This is a genomic window from Amycolatopsis anabasis (assembly GCF_009765355.1).
GTDB lineage: Bacteria > Actinomycetota > Actinomycetes > Mycobacteriales > Pseudonocardiaceae > Amycolatopsis > Amycolatopsis anabasis.
This window is the reverse complement of the sequence record NZ_VTHK01000102.1, coordinates 1-17,130: the sequence shown is the minus strand read 5'-3', so window position 1 is coordinate 17,130 and position 17,130 is coordinate 1. Positions and strand designations below refer to the sequence as shown.

Here is a 17,130-nt window from a genome sequence, read left to right as displayed (position 1 = left end):
CGAGCGGTTCGGGCGCCTTGACGGCGTGGTCAACAGTGCGGAAGTCGTAGCGTCCCCCCCCCGCCCGGCGAGATCGACACCGTGCGAGGGATCTGGGCTTCCACCGTGCTGGGGCCGACATTAGCCGCGGCAGCTCGTAGCCGAAGCCCGCGAGACCGTACGGGACGGGGCCGACCGCCGGGACCTGATCGCCACCCGGCGCGCGGACCACCAGCGGGAGCTCCCGGTCGGTTCAGCCGAAATCGCGGTGGCGCAGCGCGATGAGCCCACCTCCGAGCAGGAGTGCCGACATCGCGACCATGATGAGCGCTGGTGTCGCGTCGAACGGAGCCCCGGCGACGGTGTTCGGGATGTAGTGGAAGGGTTCGAAGGGAGTTCCTCCCCAGCGTCCGTACAGGGGACCAGCGGCCCGGCCCAGGACTGCCACCGCTGTCCAGACGATCCAGGCGATCGCCACGGACGCTTGGGGGACCAGTCCGTAGGCGAGCGCGCAGGCCGCGCCGACCAGCCAGGCGGCGGGGAGGGTGCCCAGTGTCCCGGCGAGGATGCGGGTGATGTCGGTTGCGGGATCGCCGACGAGGAACGCGTAGCACGTGCCGAAGACCGCGCCGGCGACGGCGAGCAGGGCCGCCGTGCCCACACCGGTCACCACCAGATGCCCGGCGGCCCACCGGAGCCGGGTGATCGGGGTGGCTTGTACGGCCTCGGCGCGGCCGCTGGATTCCTCGGCGCGCAGCCGCTGGACCATGAGCACCGGATAGAGCGCGATGAGGTGGGCGAAGAGCAGGATGAGGGCCCACAACCCGAAATCGACGAGATCGGCTCCCGGGCTGCCACCGAACCCCTTCAACAGGTTGTCGACCGTGACGCCAGGCGCTTCGGTCCACTGGCGCATCAGGGTGCTCATCCCGCCGGCCGCGACGGCGAAGGCGGCGATCGCGGCGGCCCATTTGAACAGCAGGCCGCGGTGGAGTCGCCACGCCAGGCGGAGCGGGCCGCGCAGGCCCGGTGCGGTCGCGGGCCCTCGACGCTCGGGGATCAGTCCGGCACCGAGATCCCGGCGGCCGATCAGCCGGAAGGCGAGGGCCGTCAGCGCTGCGGTCACCGCGAGCGGAATCGCGAGCATCCACCAGCGATCGTGCCAATACGGCTCTACCAGGTGGCTCCAGCCGAGCGGGGACAGGTACTTCATCCAGTACAGCCCGGACGCGTCGCCCGCGTAGCGCAGGATGTAGGCGGTGCCGAGCGCGGCAAGGCCGATAGCCCTGGCCGTGCGGGCGGTCTGGGCGAGCTGGGCGGTCACGGCGGCGAGGGCGCCGAACACCCAGCCGGTCGCGGTGACCGCCGCGCCGTAGGCGATCGACCCGGCCGGGTCCAGTCCGATCCCGATCAGCGCGAGCGCGGTCAACGCCCCACCGGTGAGGCTGACTCCGCCCGCCACCAGCAGGGCCGCGGTCAGCGGGGCGTGGCGGCTGATCACTCCCGCGCGCAGCAGCTCGATGCGGCCGGTGTCCTCGTCGCCGCGGGTGTACCGGACGACGGCCAGCAGGGCGGCGAGTCCGTTGAACGCGTAGAGGAAGCCGCCGCTGCGCCAGGCCGCCATATACCCGAGGTCGGGGATGACGAATGCGCCGCCGAGCGCCCGGAAGAAGCTGTTGCGATTGATCACTTCGGCGTACTCGGCCATCCGCTCGGGGGTGGGCATGGCCCGGTTGATGTAGGAGACCAGCACCAGGGCCATGGTGACGAGCAGGAGGAGCCACCACGGCGCGATCCCGCGTTCGCGGCGCAGCGCCAGCCGTACCAGTCGTGGTGTCCCGGCGAGCCCGTTCATCGGCGTGCCTCCGCGTGCCGTGCGCCGGTGCGGTCGTAGTGCCGCAGGAACAGCTGCTCGAGTGTGGGTGGTTGGCTGACGAGGCGCCGGACGCCGAGCGAGTCGAGGTGACGCAGCACCGGGCCGAGCGCACCGGTCTCGACGTCGAAGCGCACCACCCCGTTGTCGGTGTGCAGGTCGTGTACGCCCGGCAGTTCGGCGAGTTCCCGCGCGGGGGCGGAAAGTTCGGCCTCGATGGAGGTGCGGGTCAGATGCCGCAGGTCGGCGAGGCTGCCGGTGTCGACGGTCCGGCCGTCGCGGATGATGGTGACCCGGTCGCACAGGTCCTCGACCTCGGCCAGGATGTGGCTGGACAGCAGCACGGTGCGATCGCCGCGCCGTTGCTCCTCGCGGATGACGTCGCGGAACACCTGCTCCATCAACGGGTCCAGGCCCGAGGTGGGCTCGTCCAGGATCAGCAGCTCGACGTCGGAGGCGAGCGCGGCGATCAGCGCCACCTTCTGCCGGTTGCCTTTGGAGTAGGCGCGGGCTCTGGTGCGCGGATCCAGATCGAAACGTTCGATCAGTTCCCGGCGCCGCGCCCGGGTGGCCGCGTGCGGGGCGTTTCCCCGCGACTGCAGGAGGAGGTCGATGACCTCGCCGCCGGACAGGCCGGGCCAGAGCGTGACGTCGCCGGGCACGTAGGCCAGCCGGGAATGCAATGCGGTCGCGTCGTTCCACGGGTCGCCGCCGAGCAATCGGGCGGTGCCGGCGTCCGCGCGCAGCAAGCCCAGCAGAATCCGGATCGTGGTGCTCTTCCCGGCGCCGTTGGGTCCGAGGAAGCCGTGCACTTCGCCGGTGGTCACGGTGAGGTCGAGTCCGTCCAGCGCCTTGGTGCGGCCGAACGTCTTGACCAGACCGCGCACCGAGATGGGGTCGGTCATCATGAGCCTTTCTCGACTCGAGAAGTGTTTCCGCCCTGGGGCAGCCGCGACCGGAGGACGGCGGCTTCCTCCGGGCTGAGGTAGGGATGGGAGTAGAGGTCGAGCAGGACCCGGGCCAGCAGGTCGGCTCCTTCCGGGCTGAACACGTCGACGCCGAGACCCCGTGAGACGTGCTCGTGGAGCACGGTGACGGCCAACGACATCGCCGCCCCCACGGTCGCCCGTGCTTCCCGGGCCACTTCGGGCGGATCGGAACGCTTGGTGTCGGCTTCGGCCAGCCACTGCGCGCCCAGCTCGACCAGCTTGTCGAACAGCGGCGCCGCCCGCCCCTCGGTCAGGGCGCGTGCGACGTACCGCTGGTACGGCCCGAAGGACGCCCCCGCGACCGCCACGTAGTTCACCTCGCCGGGCGCACGATCGGCCTTGACCTGGTCGTTGATCCTGTGCAGGGCCTTGGCCAGGTAAGCGTCGCACGCGTCGCGCAACGCTTCCTTGGAGCCGAAGTGGTGCCGCACCAGTCCCGACGACACCCCCGCCGTCTCGGCGATCCCGCGGATCGTCGATCGGTCGAAACCGTGCTCACCGAAATGCCGCAGCGCGGCGTCGCGGATCCGTGCGCGGGCGGTGAGGTCCTCCGGATCGGGTTCGGTCAGGGCCACGCTCCACCGCCTATCCACACGTGTATCTCACTACTCATGCGGAAAGTGTACTACACGGTTGTGTAGGCCGACGACCAACCCGGTCGCTTACGGCCAGAACTTCACTTCGGGGTTGGCCGGGGTCGGGCCATCGAGCAGCGGCTGGTCACGTCCTCGCAGGTGCTCGTCGAAGAACGCGGAGACATAAGCCCTGGTCAGCTCCATGCCGCGGGCGCCGCCCAGCAGCCCCGGAGGGGCAAGGCCGAGTTGTTCCCCCAGAACGCCGACGTCGGTGAAGGACGCGTGCCCGGCCTGCGCGACGCTGATCCAGCGCTTCCAGCCGGTGAGGTTCGGCCAGCTGCCGGCCCAGGTCGTGTCCGGACCGGCCGGGGTGTACTCGCTTTCGCGGCCCAGCAGCAGGAACGGCCGGTCGATGCCGGACGCGGGGATCGGCGACCACAGCCTGCCGTCCATGTCCACGCCCGCCCGGATCCGCCGGTCGGTCGCCATGGCCGCCGGTGTGCTGTAGCCGCCGATGGAATGCCCGGCCATCCCGATCCGCGTCCGGTCGATCGTCCAGGAGCCCGACCACGGCGAGCACGGCCCGGTCAGCCGGTCGAGGACGAAGGAGACGTCGGCGGCGCGGACCGGCGGGATCAGCGTGGAATCGGAACCGCAGGCGGCGCATTCGGTGACCCGTCCGTCCGGGAACGCGGTGCCGTGGGATTCGTAGTTGTGCCCGATCACCGCTACGAGAAAACCCTTGCCGGCCAGCTCTTCCGCCAGTCCGGTGAGCGTGGTGCGCGGTTTGCCGAATCCGGGCGACAAGACGACCAGTGCGCGCTTGCCGGGCAGGGCTGGGGCGTCGACGCGAGCGCTGGTCCGGACCTCGGCGATCCGCTCGGGTGCGATGTCGGGAACTCCCGATTCCGTCAGAAAGGCCTTGGCTTCGGCCAGGGTCAGGTACGGCCGCTTGGGGCCGATCGGGGACAGGGCCGGGTAGAACATCGACACCATCAGCTCACGCGGCCCGGTCGGCACCCAGGGATCCTGACGCGACTCGTCGACCAGGTGCAGGTCGCTGGAGCCGACGAAGTGGGAGCCGGTCGGCGGCGGCAGGGTCAGCCGCTCCGCCGCACCGGCCGGGCTCGCCAGGCTCAATGCGGCGGCGGAGGCGAGCACGGTAGCGAGAGCCGCCTTGGGAAGCCTTCTCATGGGAATTCCATTTCGGTCGAGGAATATTCGCCGCCAAGTCTGTGCCCGGCCGATGTCTTCGCGCATCGGCCGGGGAGCACGTCCTGACCACGGGTTCCTCTGTCGCAGGTCGTACTCCGGTGTCTGTCTCGAGGCGGATCCGGTGGGGACGCTGCCCGGCTACGCTGGGCTGGTGTTGGCCTTGTTCAGGCGTTCCCCGATGGCAGTGGACATCGGGCTGGCCGTGCTCATCGGACTGTCCACTGTGGTAACCGCAGTCGATGACGAGGGGTTCTCCTGGTGGGTCATGAGCATCGCCGGCCTGGCGTCGCTCCTGGTGCGACATCGCCTGCCCGCGGTCACCTTCGCGGCCGGAATGCTGGTCGCGTTCATGCATCTGGTGATGGGCAACGACCTTCGCCCGGTCGACGTCATCGCGTTGATCGGCCTGTTCTCCGTCGCGGCGTGGGGTCCGCGACGGCTCTCCCTCGCCTTGCTGGCGGCGGGTCTACTCGCCGCCGGGGTGTGGTCGTACTACGCGGCCGAGGCCAACTCACACTCGGTGGACCCGGACCCGTTCCCACCCAGGATCATCATCATCGATCCGCTCAGGCCGCCCGAGGACGTCGACCACGACCAGGTCCAGGACTGGGGCGGCTTCCCCTCGCTGGGGTTGACCCTCGCGGTAGCGTGGCTGGCCGGGCTCAACACGCGGCAGCGCCGGATCCGGCTGGCCGTGCTCGAACAACGCAACGCGGATCTCGAGCACGAGCGGGACATCCAGGCAGCGCTGGCCGTGGCCGCCGAACGCGCGCGGATCAGCCGCGAACTCCACGACGTCGTCGCGCACGCCCTTTCGGTGGTAGTGCTGCAGGCCCAAGGCGCGCAGGCCGAACTGGACCGGCGGCCCGAACGGTCGAGGGAGGCGCTGGGAGCGATCGTGGAGACCGGGCGCACCGCGCTGAGCGAAATCCGGCGGCTGCTCGGCGCACTCGGCCAGGACGCACCGGACTGGGAACCGCGGCCGGGCGCGGAACGCCTGCCGCGACTGATCGCCGATGTGCGAGCGGCGGGTACGCCCGTCGAGTTCCACGTCGAAGGCGAACCTCGGCCACTTCCATCCACAGTGGACCTCGCGGCCTACCGCATCGTCCAGGAAGCACTGACGAACGTGCTCAAACACGCCGGCCGCGCGGCTTCGGCGGCTATCGTGATGCGTTATGCGCCGGAGGCGTTGGAGATCGAGGTGACCGACGACGGCGTCGCGGCGAAGCCTCCGTCCGAAACCGGGAATGGGCTCAAGGGAATGCGAGAACGAGTGAACGTGCTGGGCGGCACCTTCGAAGCGGGCCCGCGCGAGGAACGCGGTTTCGCCGTGCGCGCGACGCTGCCGTCATGACGATCCAGGTGGTGATCGCCGACGATCAGGCACTGGTACGCACCGGCCTGCGGATGATCCTGGACAACGCACCGGACATCGAGGTCGTCGGCGAGGCGGGAAACGGGCTGGAGGCGGTCGACCTGGTGACGAGTACCGATCCCGACGTCGTCCTGATGGACATCCGGATGCCCGAAATGGACGGCGTCCAGGCCACCACCGCGATCGCCGCCGCGCACCGCGCCCGCGTCCTCGTCCTGACCACCTTCGACCTCGACGAGTACGTCTACGCCGCACTTCGGGCGGGAGCGAGCGGCTTCTTGTTGAAGGACGCACTGGCCCCGGACCTGCTCTCCGCCGTCCGCGTCGTCGCGGCCGGCGAAGCCACCCTCGCCCCCACCGTCACCCGCCGTCTCCTCGACCGCGTCGTCACCGGCCTGCCCGCGCCTCCGCCCGACGACAAACTCGCGCTCCTCACCGGCCGCGAACGCGAAGTCCTGCAACAACTCGCCCGCGGGCTTTCCAATGCGGAGATCGCCGAACTGCTGTTCCTGTCCTCCGGCACGGTGAAGACGCACGTCGGCCGCATCCTCACGAAACTCGGCCTCCGCGACCGGGTACAAGCCGTAATCTTCGCCTACGAAACCGGGATCACCGACTTGCCGCGCAGGTGACCGTCGACGGCGCGTTGACGCCGGTCCAGCCCGTCAGGAAGATGTCGCCATCGAAACCGCCGATGTCACGTTGATGGGCGAAGACCTCCGCCACCCGGGATGGGGACACCAGGCAGGAGATCGGCTTCCCGCCACGAAATGATTGGTCTAGAACACCTTTGGGATTCAGGGTAGGACACCGGGCACCGCGCCGCTGGGCAACACCGCGGCGTCCGGGCGGGGGAGCCTTTTCTGGCGGGGGATTCGCGGGAACCAAGGCCCTGGGGCTGCCGGTCCGCAGGGCGGATGCTGACCGGGAATCAGCTACTCGCCGCTGGGATAGGTTTCCGCCTCCGTAGGCAGGTGTTCGTGCTCCCAGGGGTGCAGCGGGGTCAGCGCTGTGGTGTGGTCGCAGTACACGAAGGCGTTGTAGCGCCGGGACAGCACGGTGGGCACGTAGTTGCCGCGCCGCTCCCCGGCGGGGTTGTACACGACGCCGATCGCGCGGTGACTGCGCACGTCGCTCGACCAGCCGCGATGGTCGCCGGGAAGCAGGAACAGGCTGTCGCCGTCCGGAACCGCCTGGTGCAGCAGGAATTCCAGGCTGTCGTCATGGGCTGCCGGCACCCGCATCCGTCGCGGTCGCGATCCCCAGGAATCCGCGGCGATCACCGAACCGCGGTGCGTGCCGAGTCCGACCGCGACGACATCGTCCTCGCCGTGTCGCTCGCGCACCAGCTGGCCCACGTTGACCATCCCGGCGGCGGCCATGTCCGTGGCGCGGGCGTCGCCGATATGCGTGTTGTGCTCCCATACCACCGCTTTCGCGCCCGGTTCGTACGCCTCCATCAGGCGATCGAGGGTGTCGGTCATGTGGCGGTCGCGCACGTTCCAGGATTCGCGGTCACCTCGCATCATCGCGCGGTAGTAATGCTCGGCTCCGGCCACGACCTCCGCGTTCTGCCGGGCGACAAACCGCGAGTCCAGGCCTGGCAACGGTTTCTTCCCGGCAGCTCGGCGCAGTTCCGTGAGCAGCCGCACCACCTCGTCCGTGCAGTTTCGCGGCACCATCATGCCGGCGTAGGCATAGCGTCGCGGATCCTCGTCATACGGCTCGAAACACCGCAACGCGGCGAGGGCGGTGTCCACATGGCCGGGTTCGTGCTCGCGCAAATAGCCAAGCACCGCGCGCAGCGAGTCCCACAGGCTGTAGACGTCCAGCCCGTGAAATCCCACCGGCGCGGCGGTGCGCCGGGTCGCGTTGAACCGCCGCAGCCACCGGGCGAACCCGGCAACCTCCTCGTTCGCCCACATCCACCGTGGCCACCGGTCAAAACCCCAGAGAACCTGTTCCGGATCATTCGGCGCGCCCGCCGCACCCGCGAGGCAGCAGTGCAGCTCGTGGCAGTCGGGCCAGTCGCCCTCGACGGCGACGAACGAGAATCCGCGCTCGGCGATCAGCCGCTGGGTCAATTCCGCTCGCCACCGGTAGAACTCCGATGTGCCGTGCGAGGCCTCGCCGAGTAACACGTACCGGGCGTCGCCGATTCTGTCCAGCAGCGGATCGAGGTCCCCGGCCCCGCGCAGCGGCAGCGCGTCCCGGCGAGCCTCCGCGGTCTGCCCCGTCGTCGGCTCGCCACCCACGCCAGTGCCGAGCCTCCGGACCTTGAACACAGCCATCCTCCGTGATCTCCCGCTTGCCGATGTCGTGACCCTTGAGTGGGACCTACCCGGCGCGAGCTTCGGCAAACTCCCGGTGACCCGGCACGTTTTCATCCGGCTGTGGTGGGTAGGCGAAGGGATGACGGCCGGTAAGCCGGGACAGAAAGGAGCGTACGGATGACCGCTGGACTCGACAGTCCGGTCAAGGACAAGAACTACGACCTGGTCAGTGTTCTCCAGGCGTCCCTGCAGTACGCCTGGCAGCTGGAAGCCTACATCGCCGACGCTGAGAAGCAGGGCGACGGCGAACTCGCGTCCTGGTTCCGCAGGATCCAGGAGAACAACATGAAGGCGGGTGAACAGGGCAAACGGCTGCTCGCCCAGCGCCTTTCCCGGGAGACCGGCTGATCAGCGGCCGAGCTGTTCGTGAGGAGTGACCGGTGAACAATTCCGGGCAGCCCACGGTGGTGGTGGGAATCGACGGATCCGCACCGTCCCGGGCGGCGCTGCGCTGGGCCGTGGGATACACCCGACCCACCGGGACGCGGGTGACCGCGGTGGCGGTATGGCAGGCGCAGCTGCAGTTCGGTCCGGTGCCCGTTTTCCCGGGCCCGGAATTCGAACGGGAGGCCCGGGAGTGGCTGGACCAAGCCCTGGCCGAACTCGCCGACACCCCGGACGTGGTCGCCGAGGTCGGGCAGGGCGATCCCGCGCGGGTCTTGATCGAACTCGCCCGCGACGCCGAACTGCTCGTCCTGGGCAACTGCGGCCGCGGCGCGGTCGCGGCCGCCCTGCTCGGGTCGGTCGCCCAGCGTTGCGCTCAGCACGCCCGATGCCCGGTGGTGCTGGTCCCCGCGAGCGGCGACTGAGCGTGCTTGAGCGCCGCAGAACGCGGGTACTCCGGGAACGGGTCCGACAAGAACCTTCACGCGGTGACGGAACGAGATGTGGAGGTAGCTGACATGACACGAGTCACCGAGCGAGCGACCTACCAGGAGCCGACGCGGGCGCGAGAAGGCGTCGGGCAGCCCGGTCAAGGCACTCCCACCGGGCTGGCCACCGGTACCGCGCTGCTGGCGGGGCTGTATCTGGTTCTTTCCCCCTGGGTCATCGAGTTCACCGGCCAGTTCAGCCTGGCGACCAGCAACATGATCACCGGGCTGGCCCTGGCTCTGCTCGCGACCGGCTGTGCGCGATCTGCTGGCCTGCGCGCCATCGCCTGGGTGATTCCGGTGCTGGGCGCGTGGGTGATCGGGTCGCCGTGGGCGGTCTCCCGCGGGTCGGGTGTCGTGCAGTTCGATCAATCGGCCGCGCTGCCGCTGAACACCGCGACCTGGCTGAGCAATGTGATCGCCGGCGCCGTCGTACTGATCGCTGGACTCGCGCTCGTGGTGCGTTCAAAGCAAGGCCGAACGCGTCGGTAGCCTTCCTCGGAGCCGAGTCTTGATCGCCATTGTTGACCAGCTCTGGCGGGATGTGGCAGTTGCGTTCCATTGTCTGACCGGGAGATCTTCAGAAGAAGGCGTCACTCGGATCCTGAACGCCCTCGCGCAGGGCGCCGGGTTCGCCGCCACAGTGCGAGACCTGCCGTGGCGAGCGCGCCGCCGCAGGCGGCGAGGACACCGTGGTGCTGGCTGGCCCACAGTTGGCGGGCGCGTGGTGACGACTGGTCGTCGAATTCGCCGTGTGCGCCGTAGTCGCGTCCCGTGGGGCCGTCGGCCGGGTGCCAGAGGTTCGCCGGCTGGGCGGTCGGCTTGGGTTCCGCGGTTTGCTGGGCCTTGAAGCCGGTTTTGGCGAGGTAGCGGTCGAGGACGCCGGGGGCGACGGCGTTGGCGATGAGGGTGCCGACGGTGCTCCCGCCGACCCAGTACTCGCGGCGGCGCGGGTGGTCGGCGGCGTGGAGCACGGCGCGGGCGGCGATCTCGGGTTGGTAGATCGGCGGGACCGGCTGGGCATGGCGCGGCAGGCGGGAGAGCACCCAGGTGAACTGCGGGGTGTTGACCGCGGGCAGTTGCACCATTGTCACGTGGACGTCGCTGCCCTCGTGCAGCAGTTCGCAGCGGAGCGCTTCGTGGAAACCCTGGATGGCGTGTTTCGCGCCGCAGTAGGCGCTTTGCAGGGGAATGCCGCGGTAGGCGAGGGCCGATCCGACCTGCACGACGGTTCCCCGGTTTCGCGGTTTCATGCGCTTGAGCGCGGCCATGGTGCCGTACACGTAGCCGAGGTAGCTGACCTCGGTCACCCGGCGGAACTCATCCGGCGCGATGTCGCTGAAGGGGGCGAACACGGAGGTGAACGCGACGTTCACCCAGATGTCGATCGGGCCGAGTTCCTCTTCGACGCGGGCGGCCGCGGCCTCGACCTGGTCGAAGTCGGCGACATCGGTGGGGATGGCGAGGGCGGTGCCGCCCGCGTGGTGAATGTCGTCGGCCGCGGCGTTCAGGCCGTTCTTCCCGCGGGCGAGCAGTGCGACCTGGGTCTGCCGTGCGCCGAACGCGCGGGCCACCGCGCGGCCGATACCTCCGCTGGCGCCGGTGACCACGACGACCTGGCGAGGGCTGCGGATGTCTGCCATCGATTCTCCGTTCTCCTACCGCGGAAACCGCAGCTGACGCAGGCGTGCGGTCCACGAGTCGCCGCGTCCTCGTTCGTGTGCCCATCGGGACGCCACGGCACCGGCCGCGAGGGTTGCCGCGGCGATGCCGAGACCGAGCGCGGACAGCAGTGCGGCGCGTGTCGCCGGGCCCGGTGGCCTCGGGCGCGCCGGACCGCCGTCCCCGTCGCCATCGAGCGCGGTGGCCAGCAACTCGGCGAGGTGGACTGCTTCGCGACCGCCGCTGTCGAGTTCGTGGATCTGGGTGCGGCAGCTGAACCCGTCGGCCAAAACGACCGTGTCGCCCGGAGCCTCCCGTATTCGCGGGAGGAGAACCCGTTCCGCGCAGGCCTCGCTGACCTCCCGATGACCTTTCTCGAACCCGAAGTTCCCGGCCAGCCCGCAGCACCCGGACGCCAGTTGCTCGGCCTCGACTCCGGCGGCGCGCAGCAGGTGCTGGTCGGCAGCCCAGCCCATGATCGCGTGCTGGTGGCAGTGGACCTGGGCGATCGCCTTCGCGTGCGGCCGCGGTGGCCGGTAGCCGGGTGAATGCCGGACGAGCAACTCGGCGAGCGTGACGGTCTGCGCACGCAGCCGCCGGACATCCTGGTCGCCGGGGAACAGCTCGAACGCGTCGGAGCGGAACACCGCCGTGCAGCTGGGTTCCAGGCCGACGACGAGCCCGCCGTCGCGCAGATGCGGTGCCAGCTCCTGGACCGTGCGGGCGAGGATGCGCTTGGCGACACCGAGCTGGCCGGTGGAGATCCAGGTGAGCGCGCAGCACACCGGGTCCGTCGGCATCGTGACCCGCCACCCGGCGTCCTCCAGGACGCGGATCGCGGCGCGGCCGATGTGCGGCTGGAAGTTGCTGGTGAAGGTGTCCGGCCAGAGCAGGACGGTGCCGCGGCTTCCAGTGCCGCGCGGTCGGCGCCGGGCGAACCACTGCTGCAGGGTTTCCTCGGCGAACCGCGGGATCTCCCGGTTCTCCACCCCGGCGAGCCGAGTGGCCACAGTGGACAGTCCAGGGGAGTGGGTGAGCGCGTTGACCAGCTTCCCGGCCCGGAGTCCGCCGACGACCTGGGCGAGCGCGGGCAGCCAGCCCATGGTGAAATCCGAGCGGGGCCGCCGCCAGGGGCGGCCTTCGTAGTGGTGGGCGAGGAACTCGGCCTTGTAGGTGGCCATGTCCACATTGGCCGGGCAGTCGGTCTTGCAGCCCTTGCACGCCAGGCACAGGTCGAGCGCGTCGCGGACCTCGGTGGAGCGCCAGCCGTCGGCGATCGGGCCGTCGCGGTGCCCGTCGAGCATTTCGAACAGCAGCCGCGCCCGGCCGCGGGTGGAGTGTTCCTCCTCGCCGGTGACCTGGTAGGAGGGGCACATGACCTGGCCGCCCTCGGTGGCGTGCTGGCGGCAGCGGCCGACGCCGACGCAGCGGTTGGCGGCCTGGGCGAACGAGCCGCCGTCGTGCGGGAACCGGAAGTGCAGGTCCTGCGGGTCGGCGGGCGCCCAGTCGCCGCCGAGGCGCAGGTTCTCGTCCAGGCGGTACGGGGCGACGACTTTGCCCGGGTTCATCCGGTTGCCGGGGTCGAAGATGCCCTTGAGGCGGCCGAAGGCGGTGACGATGTCGTCGCCGAACATCTTCGGCAGCAGTTCGCCGCGGGATTGCCCGTCGCCGTGCTCGCCGGAGAAGGAGCCGCCGAATTCGGCGACGAGTTCGGCGGCGCGTTCCATGAATCGGCGGTAGGTGGTGACCCCGTCGGCGGTGTAGAGGTCGAACGGGATGCGGGTGTGGACGCAGCCCTGTCCGAAGTGGCCGTACAGGCTGGGGCCGGTGTCACTGGCATAGCCGAATTCTTCGTACAGCGCGTCGAGTCTGCGCAGGTATTCGCCGAGACGTTCGGGCGCCACGGCGGAGTCTTCCCAGCCTTCGAAGGTGTCGGCCTTGCCCGGCACGTGCGCGGTGGCGCCGAGCCCGGCCTCGCGGACCTGCCACAGCTCGTTCTCCCTGGCGGGGTCGTCGAGGAACGCGACCTCGGCATCGTCCTCGGTGTCGTGCAACGCGTCGAGCATCGTGTGGGCCTGCCGTTCGACCTCCTGGAGGGTGGCGCCGCCGAACTGGACCATCAGGAACGCGCGTCCTTCGGGCATTTCGGCCAGTGCCCGCGGGTTCATGTGCTTGACCTGCTGATCGCGGATGAGCCGGTGATCCACCCCTTCCAGCGCGATCGGATCGTGGCGCAGGACGGCGGGCACGGCGTCGGCGGCGGTGGCGATGTCGGGGTAGCCGAGCACGACGAGCGTCCGTTCGGGCTGTACCGGGACCAGTTTCAGTTCCGCGCGCAGCACGGTGACCAATGTGGACTCCGAGCCGACGAGCAGCCCGGCGACGTCGAAATGCCGTTCGGGCAGCAACGAATCGAGGTTGTAGCCCGACACCCGGCGGGGAATGTCGGGGAACCGGCGGCGGATCTCGGCGCCGTACTCGTCGCGTAACGCGCGCAGTTGCCGGTAGATGGCCGCGCGGGGATCGCCGCGACGTTCGATCTCGGCGTACTCCTCGTCGGTGGTCTCACCGCACCAGAACCGGGTGCCGTCGGCGAGGACGACCTCCAGGCGGGCGACGTTGTCGACGACCTTGCCGGTGCGCTGGGCGGTCGCGCCGCAGGAGTTGTTGCCGATCATCCCGCCGAGGGTGCAGTTCATGTGGGTGGCCGGTTCCGGTCCGAACCGCAGCCCGGTGTCGGCCAGCTGCCGGTTGAGCTCGTCGAGCACGATCCCCGGCTGCACCACGCAGGTGCGGGACCGTTCGTCGACGGATTCGAGCTTCGTGCAGTACTTCGACCAGTCGAGGACGACCGCGGTGTTGGTGCACTGCCCGGCCAGGCTGGTGCCCCCACCGCGGGACAGCACCGGTGCTCCGAATTCCCGGGCCACGGCCAGCGCTTCCGCCCCGGCCTCTGGTGAGCGGGGCACGACGATCCCGATCGGGACCTGGCGGAAGTTGGACGCGTCGGTCGAGTACGCGGCGCGGCTGCCGCGGTCGAACCGGACCTCTCCGTCGACGCGGGCGCGGAGGGCGGCGGCGAGCGTGTCGACGTCCATGCGACCTCCCTCAGATGGCGTAGTCGGCGGCGGCGCCGGCACGGAAGCTCAGGCCGTGGCCGGGCGCGGACATCGACGGCGTGGCGGTGCCGCCGGCGGGATCGAGGCAGCCGTCGAAGAACAGGCGCTCGATGCGGTCGTGGTCGGCGAACCACTCGAGGTGCCGGAAGTTCGGTGTCGCCACCCCGGCGTGCGCGGACAGGTTCGGCGCGCAGTGGGCCGAGACGTCCCGGTTCGCCGCGGCCGCGAGCGCGGTGGCCCGGCGCCACTCGGTGTAGCCGCCGCAGCGGGTGACGTCGATCTGCAGGCAGTCGACGACCGGGAGCATCCGCGTGAAGTACGGCAGGTCGTAGCCGTATTCCCCGGCCGCGACGTCCGGTCCGCCGGGTGCGCGCAGCCGTGCCAGCCCGGCCAGGTCGTCGCTGGACACCGGTTCTTCGAACCAGGTGACGCCCGCCTCGCGCAGCGGTTCGACGAGCCGGCTCGCCTGCCCGATCGAATAGCCGCCGTTGGCGTCCACGTACAGCGCCGCGTCGTCACCCACGACCTCGCGGGCGAGCGCGATCCGGTCCAGGTCGCGGTCGATCTCGCGGCCCCAGGACTCGCCGATCTTGATCTTCACGCGGGGGATGCCGAGCTCATGCACCCAGTGGCTCAGCTGCCGGGTGAGCTCGTCATCGTCCAGCGTGGTGAAGCCACCACTGCCGTACACGTCGACGGTTGCGCAGGCCCGCCCGAGCAGGCGGCTCACCGGGAGGTCCAGCCACCGCGCCGCGGCGTCCCACAGCGCGATGTCCACGGCCGACAGCGCGCAGGACACCAGGCCGGGCCGGCCGAGGTTGCGGACCGCGCGCTGCATGGCCGTCCACGCGGCGGGCACGTCGCCCACCGGGCTCCCGGTGACCGCGCCGGCCAGCTTGCCTTCGATCAAGGGCACGCACGCCCGGTCGGCGTAGGTCCAGCCGAGTCCGCGGACGGGGCCCGCCTCGACGTGCACCACCACGATCGTGGTGGCCTCCCAGGTCAGTGTCCCGTCGGCCTCGGGTTCCGGGGTCGGCACCCGGTAGGCGCGAGCCTCGACCCGGTCCACGTCGGGTGGCCGCCGTGGCATCAGTTCGGCCGGCCCGGCAGGAACTCCTGCATCTTCGTCTTCACGCCTTGGGCGACGAGGTGGAACGCGTTGGGGTCGCCCTTCAGCACCGCTTCGGTCGCCGACTTCATCTGCTCGAACGTGGCGTGCGGCGGGATCGGCGGGACCTCTGGGTCGCAGCGGACGTCCAGCAGCGCGGGTTTGCCCGCGCCGAGCACGGTGTCCCATGCGGTGGCGAGCCGGCCCGGCTCCTCGACGGTGACGGCGGTGAACCCGAGGGACCGGGCGAACCCGGCGTAGTCGACCTCCGGCAGGCTCTGGGACTCCTCGAACTTCGGTGCGCCGCCCATCGCCCGCAACTCCCAGGTGACCTGGTTGAGGTCGTTGTTGTGGAACACGCAGATCACGCAGCGCGGGTCACGCCACAGGCGCTGGTAGCGCGCGATGGTGATCAGCTCGGCGAGCCCGTTCATCTGCATCGCCCCGTCACCGACCAGCGCGACCACCGGCCGATCCGGGCAGGCGAACTTGGCGCCGATGGCGTAGGGCACGCCCGGGCCCATGGTGGCCAGGGTGCCCGACAGCGACCCCCGCATGTCACCGCGGATACGGAGGTTGCGGGCATACCAGTTGGTCGACGAACCGGAGTCCGCGGTCACGATCGCGTTGTCCGGGATACGGCGCGACAGCTCGGAGACCACGGCCATGGGGTTCACCGGCTTGGCGTCCAGCGCGGCCTCCCGCTCCACCGTCTCCCACCACGAGGCGGTGTTCTTCGCCACCTTTTCGCGCCACGACCGGTCGGATTTGCTTGCCAGCCTGGGCAACAGGGCCCGCAGGGTCGCGGCGCTGTCGCCCACGAGGTTGACCTCGGTCGGGTACCGCATGCCGATGAACCGGCCGTCCAAGTCGATCTGCACGGCTCGGGCCTGGCCGAATTCGGGCAGGAACTGCGAGTACGGGAAGTTCGAGCCGACGATCAGCAGGGTGTCGCAGTCGCGCATGAGCTCGTAGCTCGGCCGGGTGCCGAGCAACCCGATCGCGCCGGTGACGTAAGGCAGCTCGTCGGACAGGACGTCCTTGCCCAGCAGCGCCTTCGCGACACCCGCGCCGGTGACCTCGGCGACCTGGCGGACCTCCTCGGCCGCGCCCCGCGCGCCCTGACCGACCAGGATGGCGACCTTCTCCCCGGCGTTGAGCACCTCGGCAGCGGCGGCGAGGTCGTCCTCGGGCGGCACCGGTCGCGGCCACGACGTGCTGGGCGGGCTGGAGGGCACCTGTTTGAACGCGTGCTTCGGCGGGGAGTACGGCTCCTCCTGCAGGTCCGCCGGGATGATCAGCGCCGTCGGGCACCGGGACGACTCCGCGGTGCGGATCGCCCGGTCGAGGGCGTTGGGCAGCTGCTCGGGAACGTTGACCTCCACGAGGTACTCGCTCGCGACATCCTTGTACAGCGCCTGCAGGTCGACCTCCTGCTGGTAACTGCCGCCCATCGCGCTGCGCGCGGTCTGCCCCACGATCGCCACCACCGGCACGTGGTCGAGCTTCGCGTCGTACAGCCCGTTGAGCAGGTGGATCGCGCCCGGCCCCGAGGTCGCCATGCAGACCCCGACCCGGCCGCTGAACTTCGCGTACCCGACCGCGGCGAACGCGGCCATCTCCTCGTGCCGCGCCTGCACGAACCGCGGCTGGTTGTCCGCCTTCCCGAACGAGGCGACGATCCCGTTGATCCCGTCGCCCGGATAGGCGAACACCTGTTCCACACCCCACTCGCGCAACCGCTGGAGCAGGTAGTCGCCGACCGTCTCTGCCATGAGAACTCCTCACCCGTGCGTCGTATGCGCCTTCGGGTACCCGCCAGCCGGTGCCGGTACGCCGGGGTGCCGAAAAGATCCGCCTTCGTGGCAGCTGTCCGGTTCGGGCAACACCGCGCTCGAAGTCGCCGGATTCGGCGGCGGTGTCCACGGCTACCCGCGCTGGAAGGCACCTTCCTCGGCGACCGCCCGTCCGGGTGATCCACTACCGCGCCGGGGTGTTGCGCGGTAGTGGATGTCCGCGGGTGTCGG

Annotated in this window: 14 protein-coding genes; 5 read left to right on the top strand and 9 right to left on the bottom strand. The window is 70.2% G+C overall.

What is annotated here, in order from left to right; all coding sequences use genetic code 11:
- Positions 1-232: 232 nt before the first annotated feature.
- The 4 genes from FXO23_RS48980 to FXO23_RS48965 all read right to left on the bottom strand — a co-directional run bounded on the left by FXO23_RS48980 (position 233) and on the right by FXO23_RS48965 (position 4,610).
- The gene (locus FXO23_RS48980) at positions 233-1,834 is read right to left on the bottom strand and encodes an ABC transporter permease (RefSeq protein WP_158895810.1); all 1,602 of its coding nucleotides are present in this window, start codon (positions 1,832-1,834) and stop codon (positions 233-235) included.
- Positions 1,831-2,757, bottom strand: coding sequence for an ABC transporter ATP-binding protein (locus tag FXO23_RS48975; RefSeq protein ID WP_158895816.1), 927 nt, complete (start codon positions 2,755-2,757; stop codon positions 1,831-1,833). The genes FXO23_RS48980 and FXO23_RS48975 overlap by 4 nt, the downstream gene beginning before the upstream one ends.
- Positions 2,757-3,416 carry a TetR/AcrR family transcriptional regulator gene (locus tag FXO23_RS52445; RefSeq protein ID WP_281356754.1) on the bottom strand — a complete coding sequence of 220 codons (660 nt, stop codon included), beginning with the start codon at positions 3,414-3,416 and terminating at the stop codon, positions 2,757-2,759. Before FXO23_RS52445 ends, FXO23_RS48975 begins: the two co-directional genes overlap by 1 nt.
- Before the next feature lie 87 nt (positions 3,417-3,503).
- A complete protein-coding gene (locus FXO23_RS48965; protein ID WP_158895808.1) occupies positions 3,504-4,610 on the bottom strand; it encodes an alpha/beta hydrolase family protein in 1,107 nt (368 codons plus the stop codon).
- A gap of 172 nt (positions 4,611-4,782) precedes the next feature.
- Here FXO23_RS48965 and FXO23_RS48960 point away from each other — a divergent pair, with 172 nt between their 5' ends.
- Both FXO23_RS48960 and FXO23_RS48955 read left to right on the top strand, forming a co-directional pair.
- Positions 4,783-5,988, top strand: coding sequence for a sensor histidine kinase (locus FXO23_RS48960; protein WP_246258585.1), 1,206 nt, complete (start codon positions 4,783-4,785; stop codon positions 5,986-5,988).
- Entirely contained in the window at positions 5,985-6,641 is a 657-nt protein-coding gene (locus FXO23_RS48955; protein WP_158895806.1) for a response regulator, read from the top strand. The genes FXO23_RS48960 and FXO23_RS48955 overlap by 4 nt, the downstream gene beginning before the upstream one ends.
- Positions 6,642-6,944: 303 nt before the next feature.
- Here FXO23_RS48955 and FXO23_RS48950 read toward each other — a convergent pair whose 3' ends face one another.
- Positions 6,945-8,300, bottom strand: coding sequence for an erythromycin esterase family protein (locus tag FXO23_RS48950; RefSeq protein ID WP_158895804.1), 1,356 nt, complete (start codon positions 8,298-8,300; stop codon positions 6,945-6,947).
- Positions 8,301-8,459: 159 nt separating this feature from the next.
- Here FXO23_RS48950 and FXO23_RS48945 point away from each other — a divergent pair, with 159 nt between their 5' ends.
- From FXO23_RS48945 to FXO23_RS48935, 3 genes are all read left to right on the top strand, one after another.
- Entirely contained in the window at positions 8,460-8,690 is a 231-nt protein-coding gene (locus tag FXO23_RS48945) for a hypothetical protein (RefSeq protein WP_158895802.1), read from the top strand.
- Between the two features lie 32 nt (positions 8,691-8,722).
- The gene (locus tag FXO23_RS48940; protein WP_158895800.1) at positions 8,723-9,151 is read left to right on the top strand and encodes a universal stress protein; all 429 of its coding nucleotides are present in this window, start codon (positions 8,723-8,725) and stop codon (positions 9,149-9,151) included.
- A 93-nt stretch (positions 9,152-9,244) separates the two neighbouring features.
- Positions 9,245-9,706, top strand: coding sequence for an SPW repeat protein (locus FXO23_RS48935; protein WP_158895798.1), 462 nt, complete (start codon positions 9,245-9,247; stop codon positions 9,704-9,706).
- Positions 9,707-9,807: 101 nt separating this feature from the next.
- Here FXO23_RS48935 and FXO23_RS48930 read toward each other — a convergent pair whose 3' ends face one another.
- From FXO23_RS48930 to FXO23_RS48915, 4 genes are read right to left on the bottom strand one after another with little or no spacing between them, the layout of a single operon-like run.
- Entirely contained in the window at positions 9,808-10,857 is a 1,050-nt protein-coding gene (locus tag FXO23_RS48930) for an SDR family oxidoreductase (protein ID WP_158895796.1), read from the bottom strand.
- A gap of 15 nt (positions 10,858-10,872) precedes the next feature.
- Positions 10,873-13,974, bottom strand: coding sequence for an FAD-binding and (Fe-S)-binding domain-containing protein (locus FXO23_RS48925; protein ID WP_158895794.1), 3,102 nt, complete (start codon positions 13,972-13,974; stop codon positions 10,873-10,875).
- A 10-nt stretch (positions 13,975-13,984) separates the two neighbouring features.
- Positions 13,985-15,085, bottom strand: a complete 1,101-nt coding sequence (locus FXO23_RS48920; RefSeq protein WP_158895792.1) for an enolase C-terminal domain-like protein — start codon at positions 15,083-15,085, stop codon at positions 13,985-13,987.
- Positions 15,085-16,878 carry a thiamine pyrophosphate-requiring protein gene (locus FXO23_RS48915; RefSeq protein ID WP_158895790.1) on the bottom strand — a complete coding sequence of 598 codons (1,794 nt, stop codon included), beginning with the start codon at positions 16,876-16,878 and terminating at the stop codon, positions 15,085-15,087. Before FXO23_RS48915 ends, FXO23_RS48920 begins: the two co-directional genes overlap by 1 nt.
- Positions 16,879-17,130 lie beyond the last annotated feature (252 nt).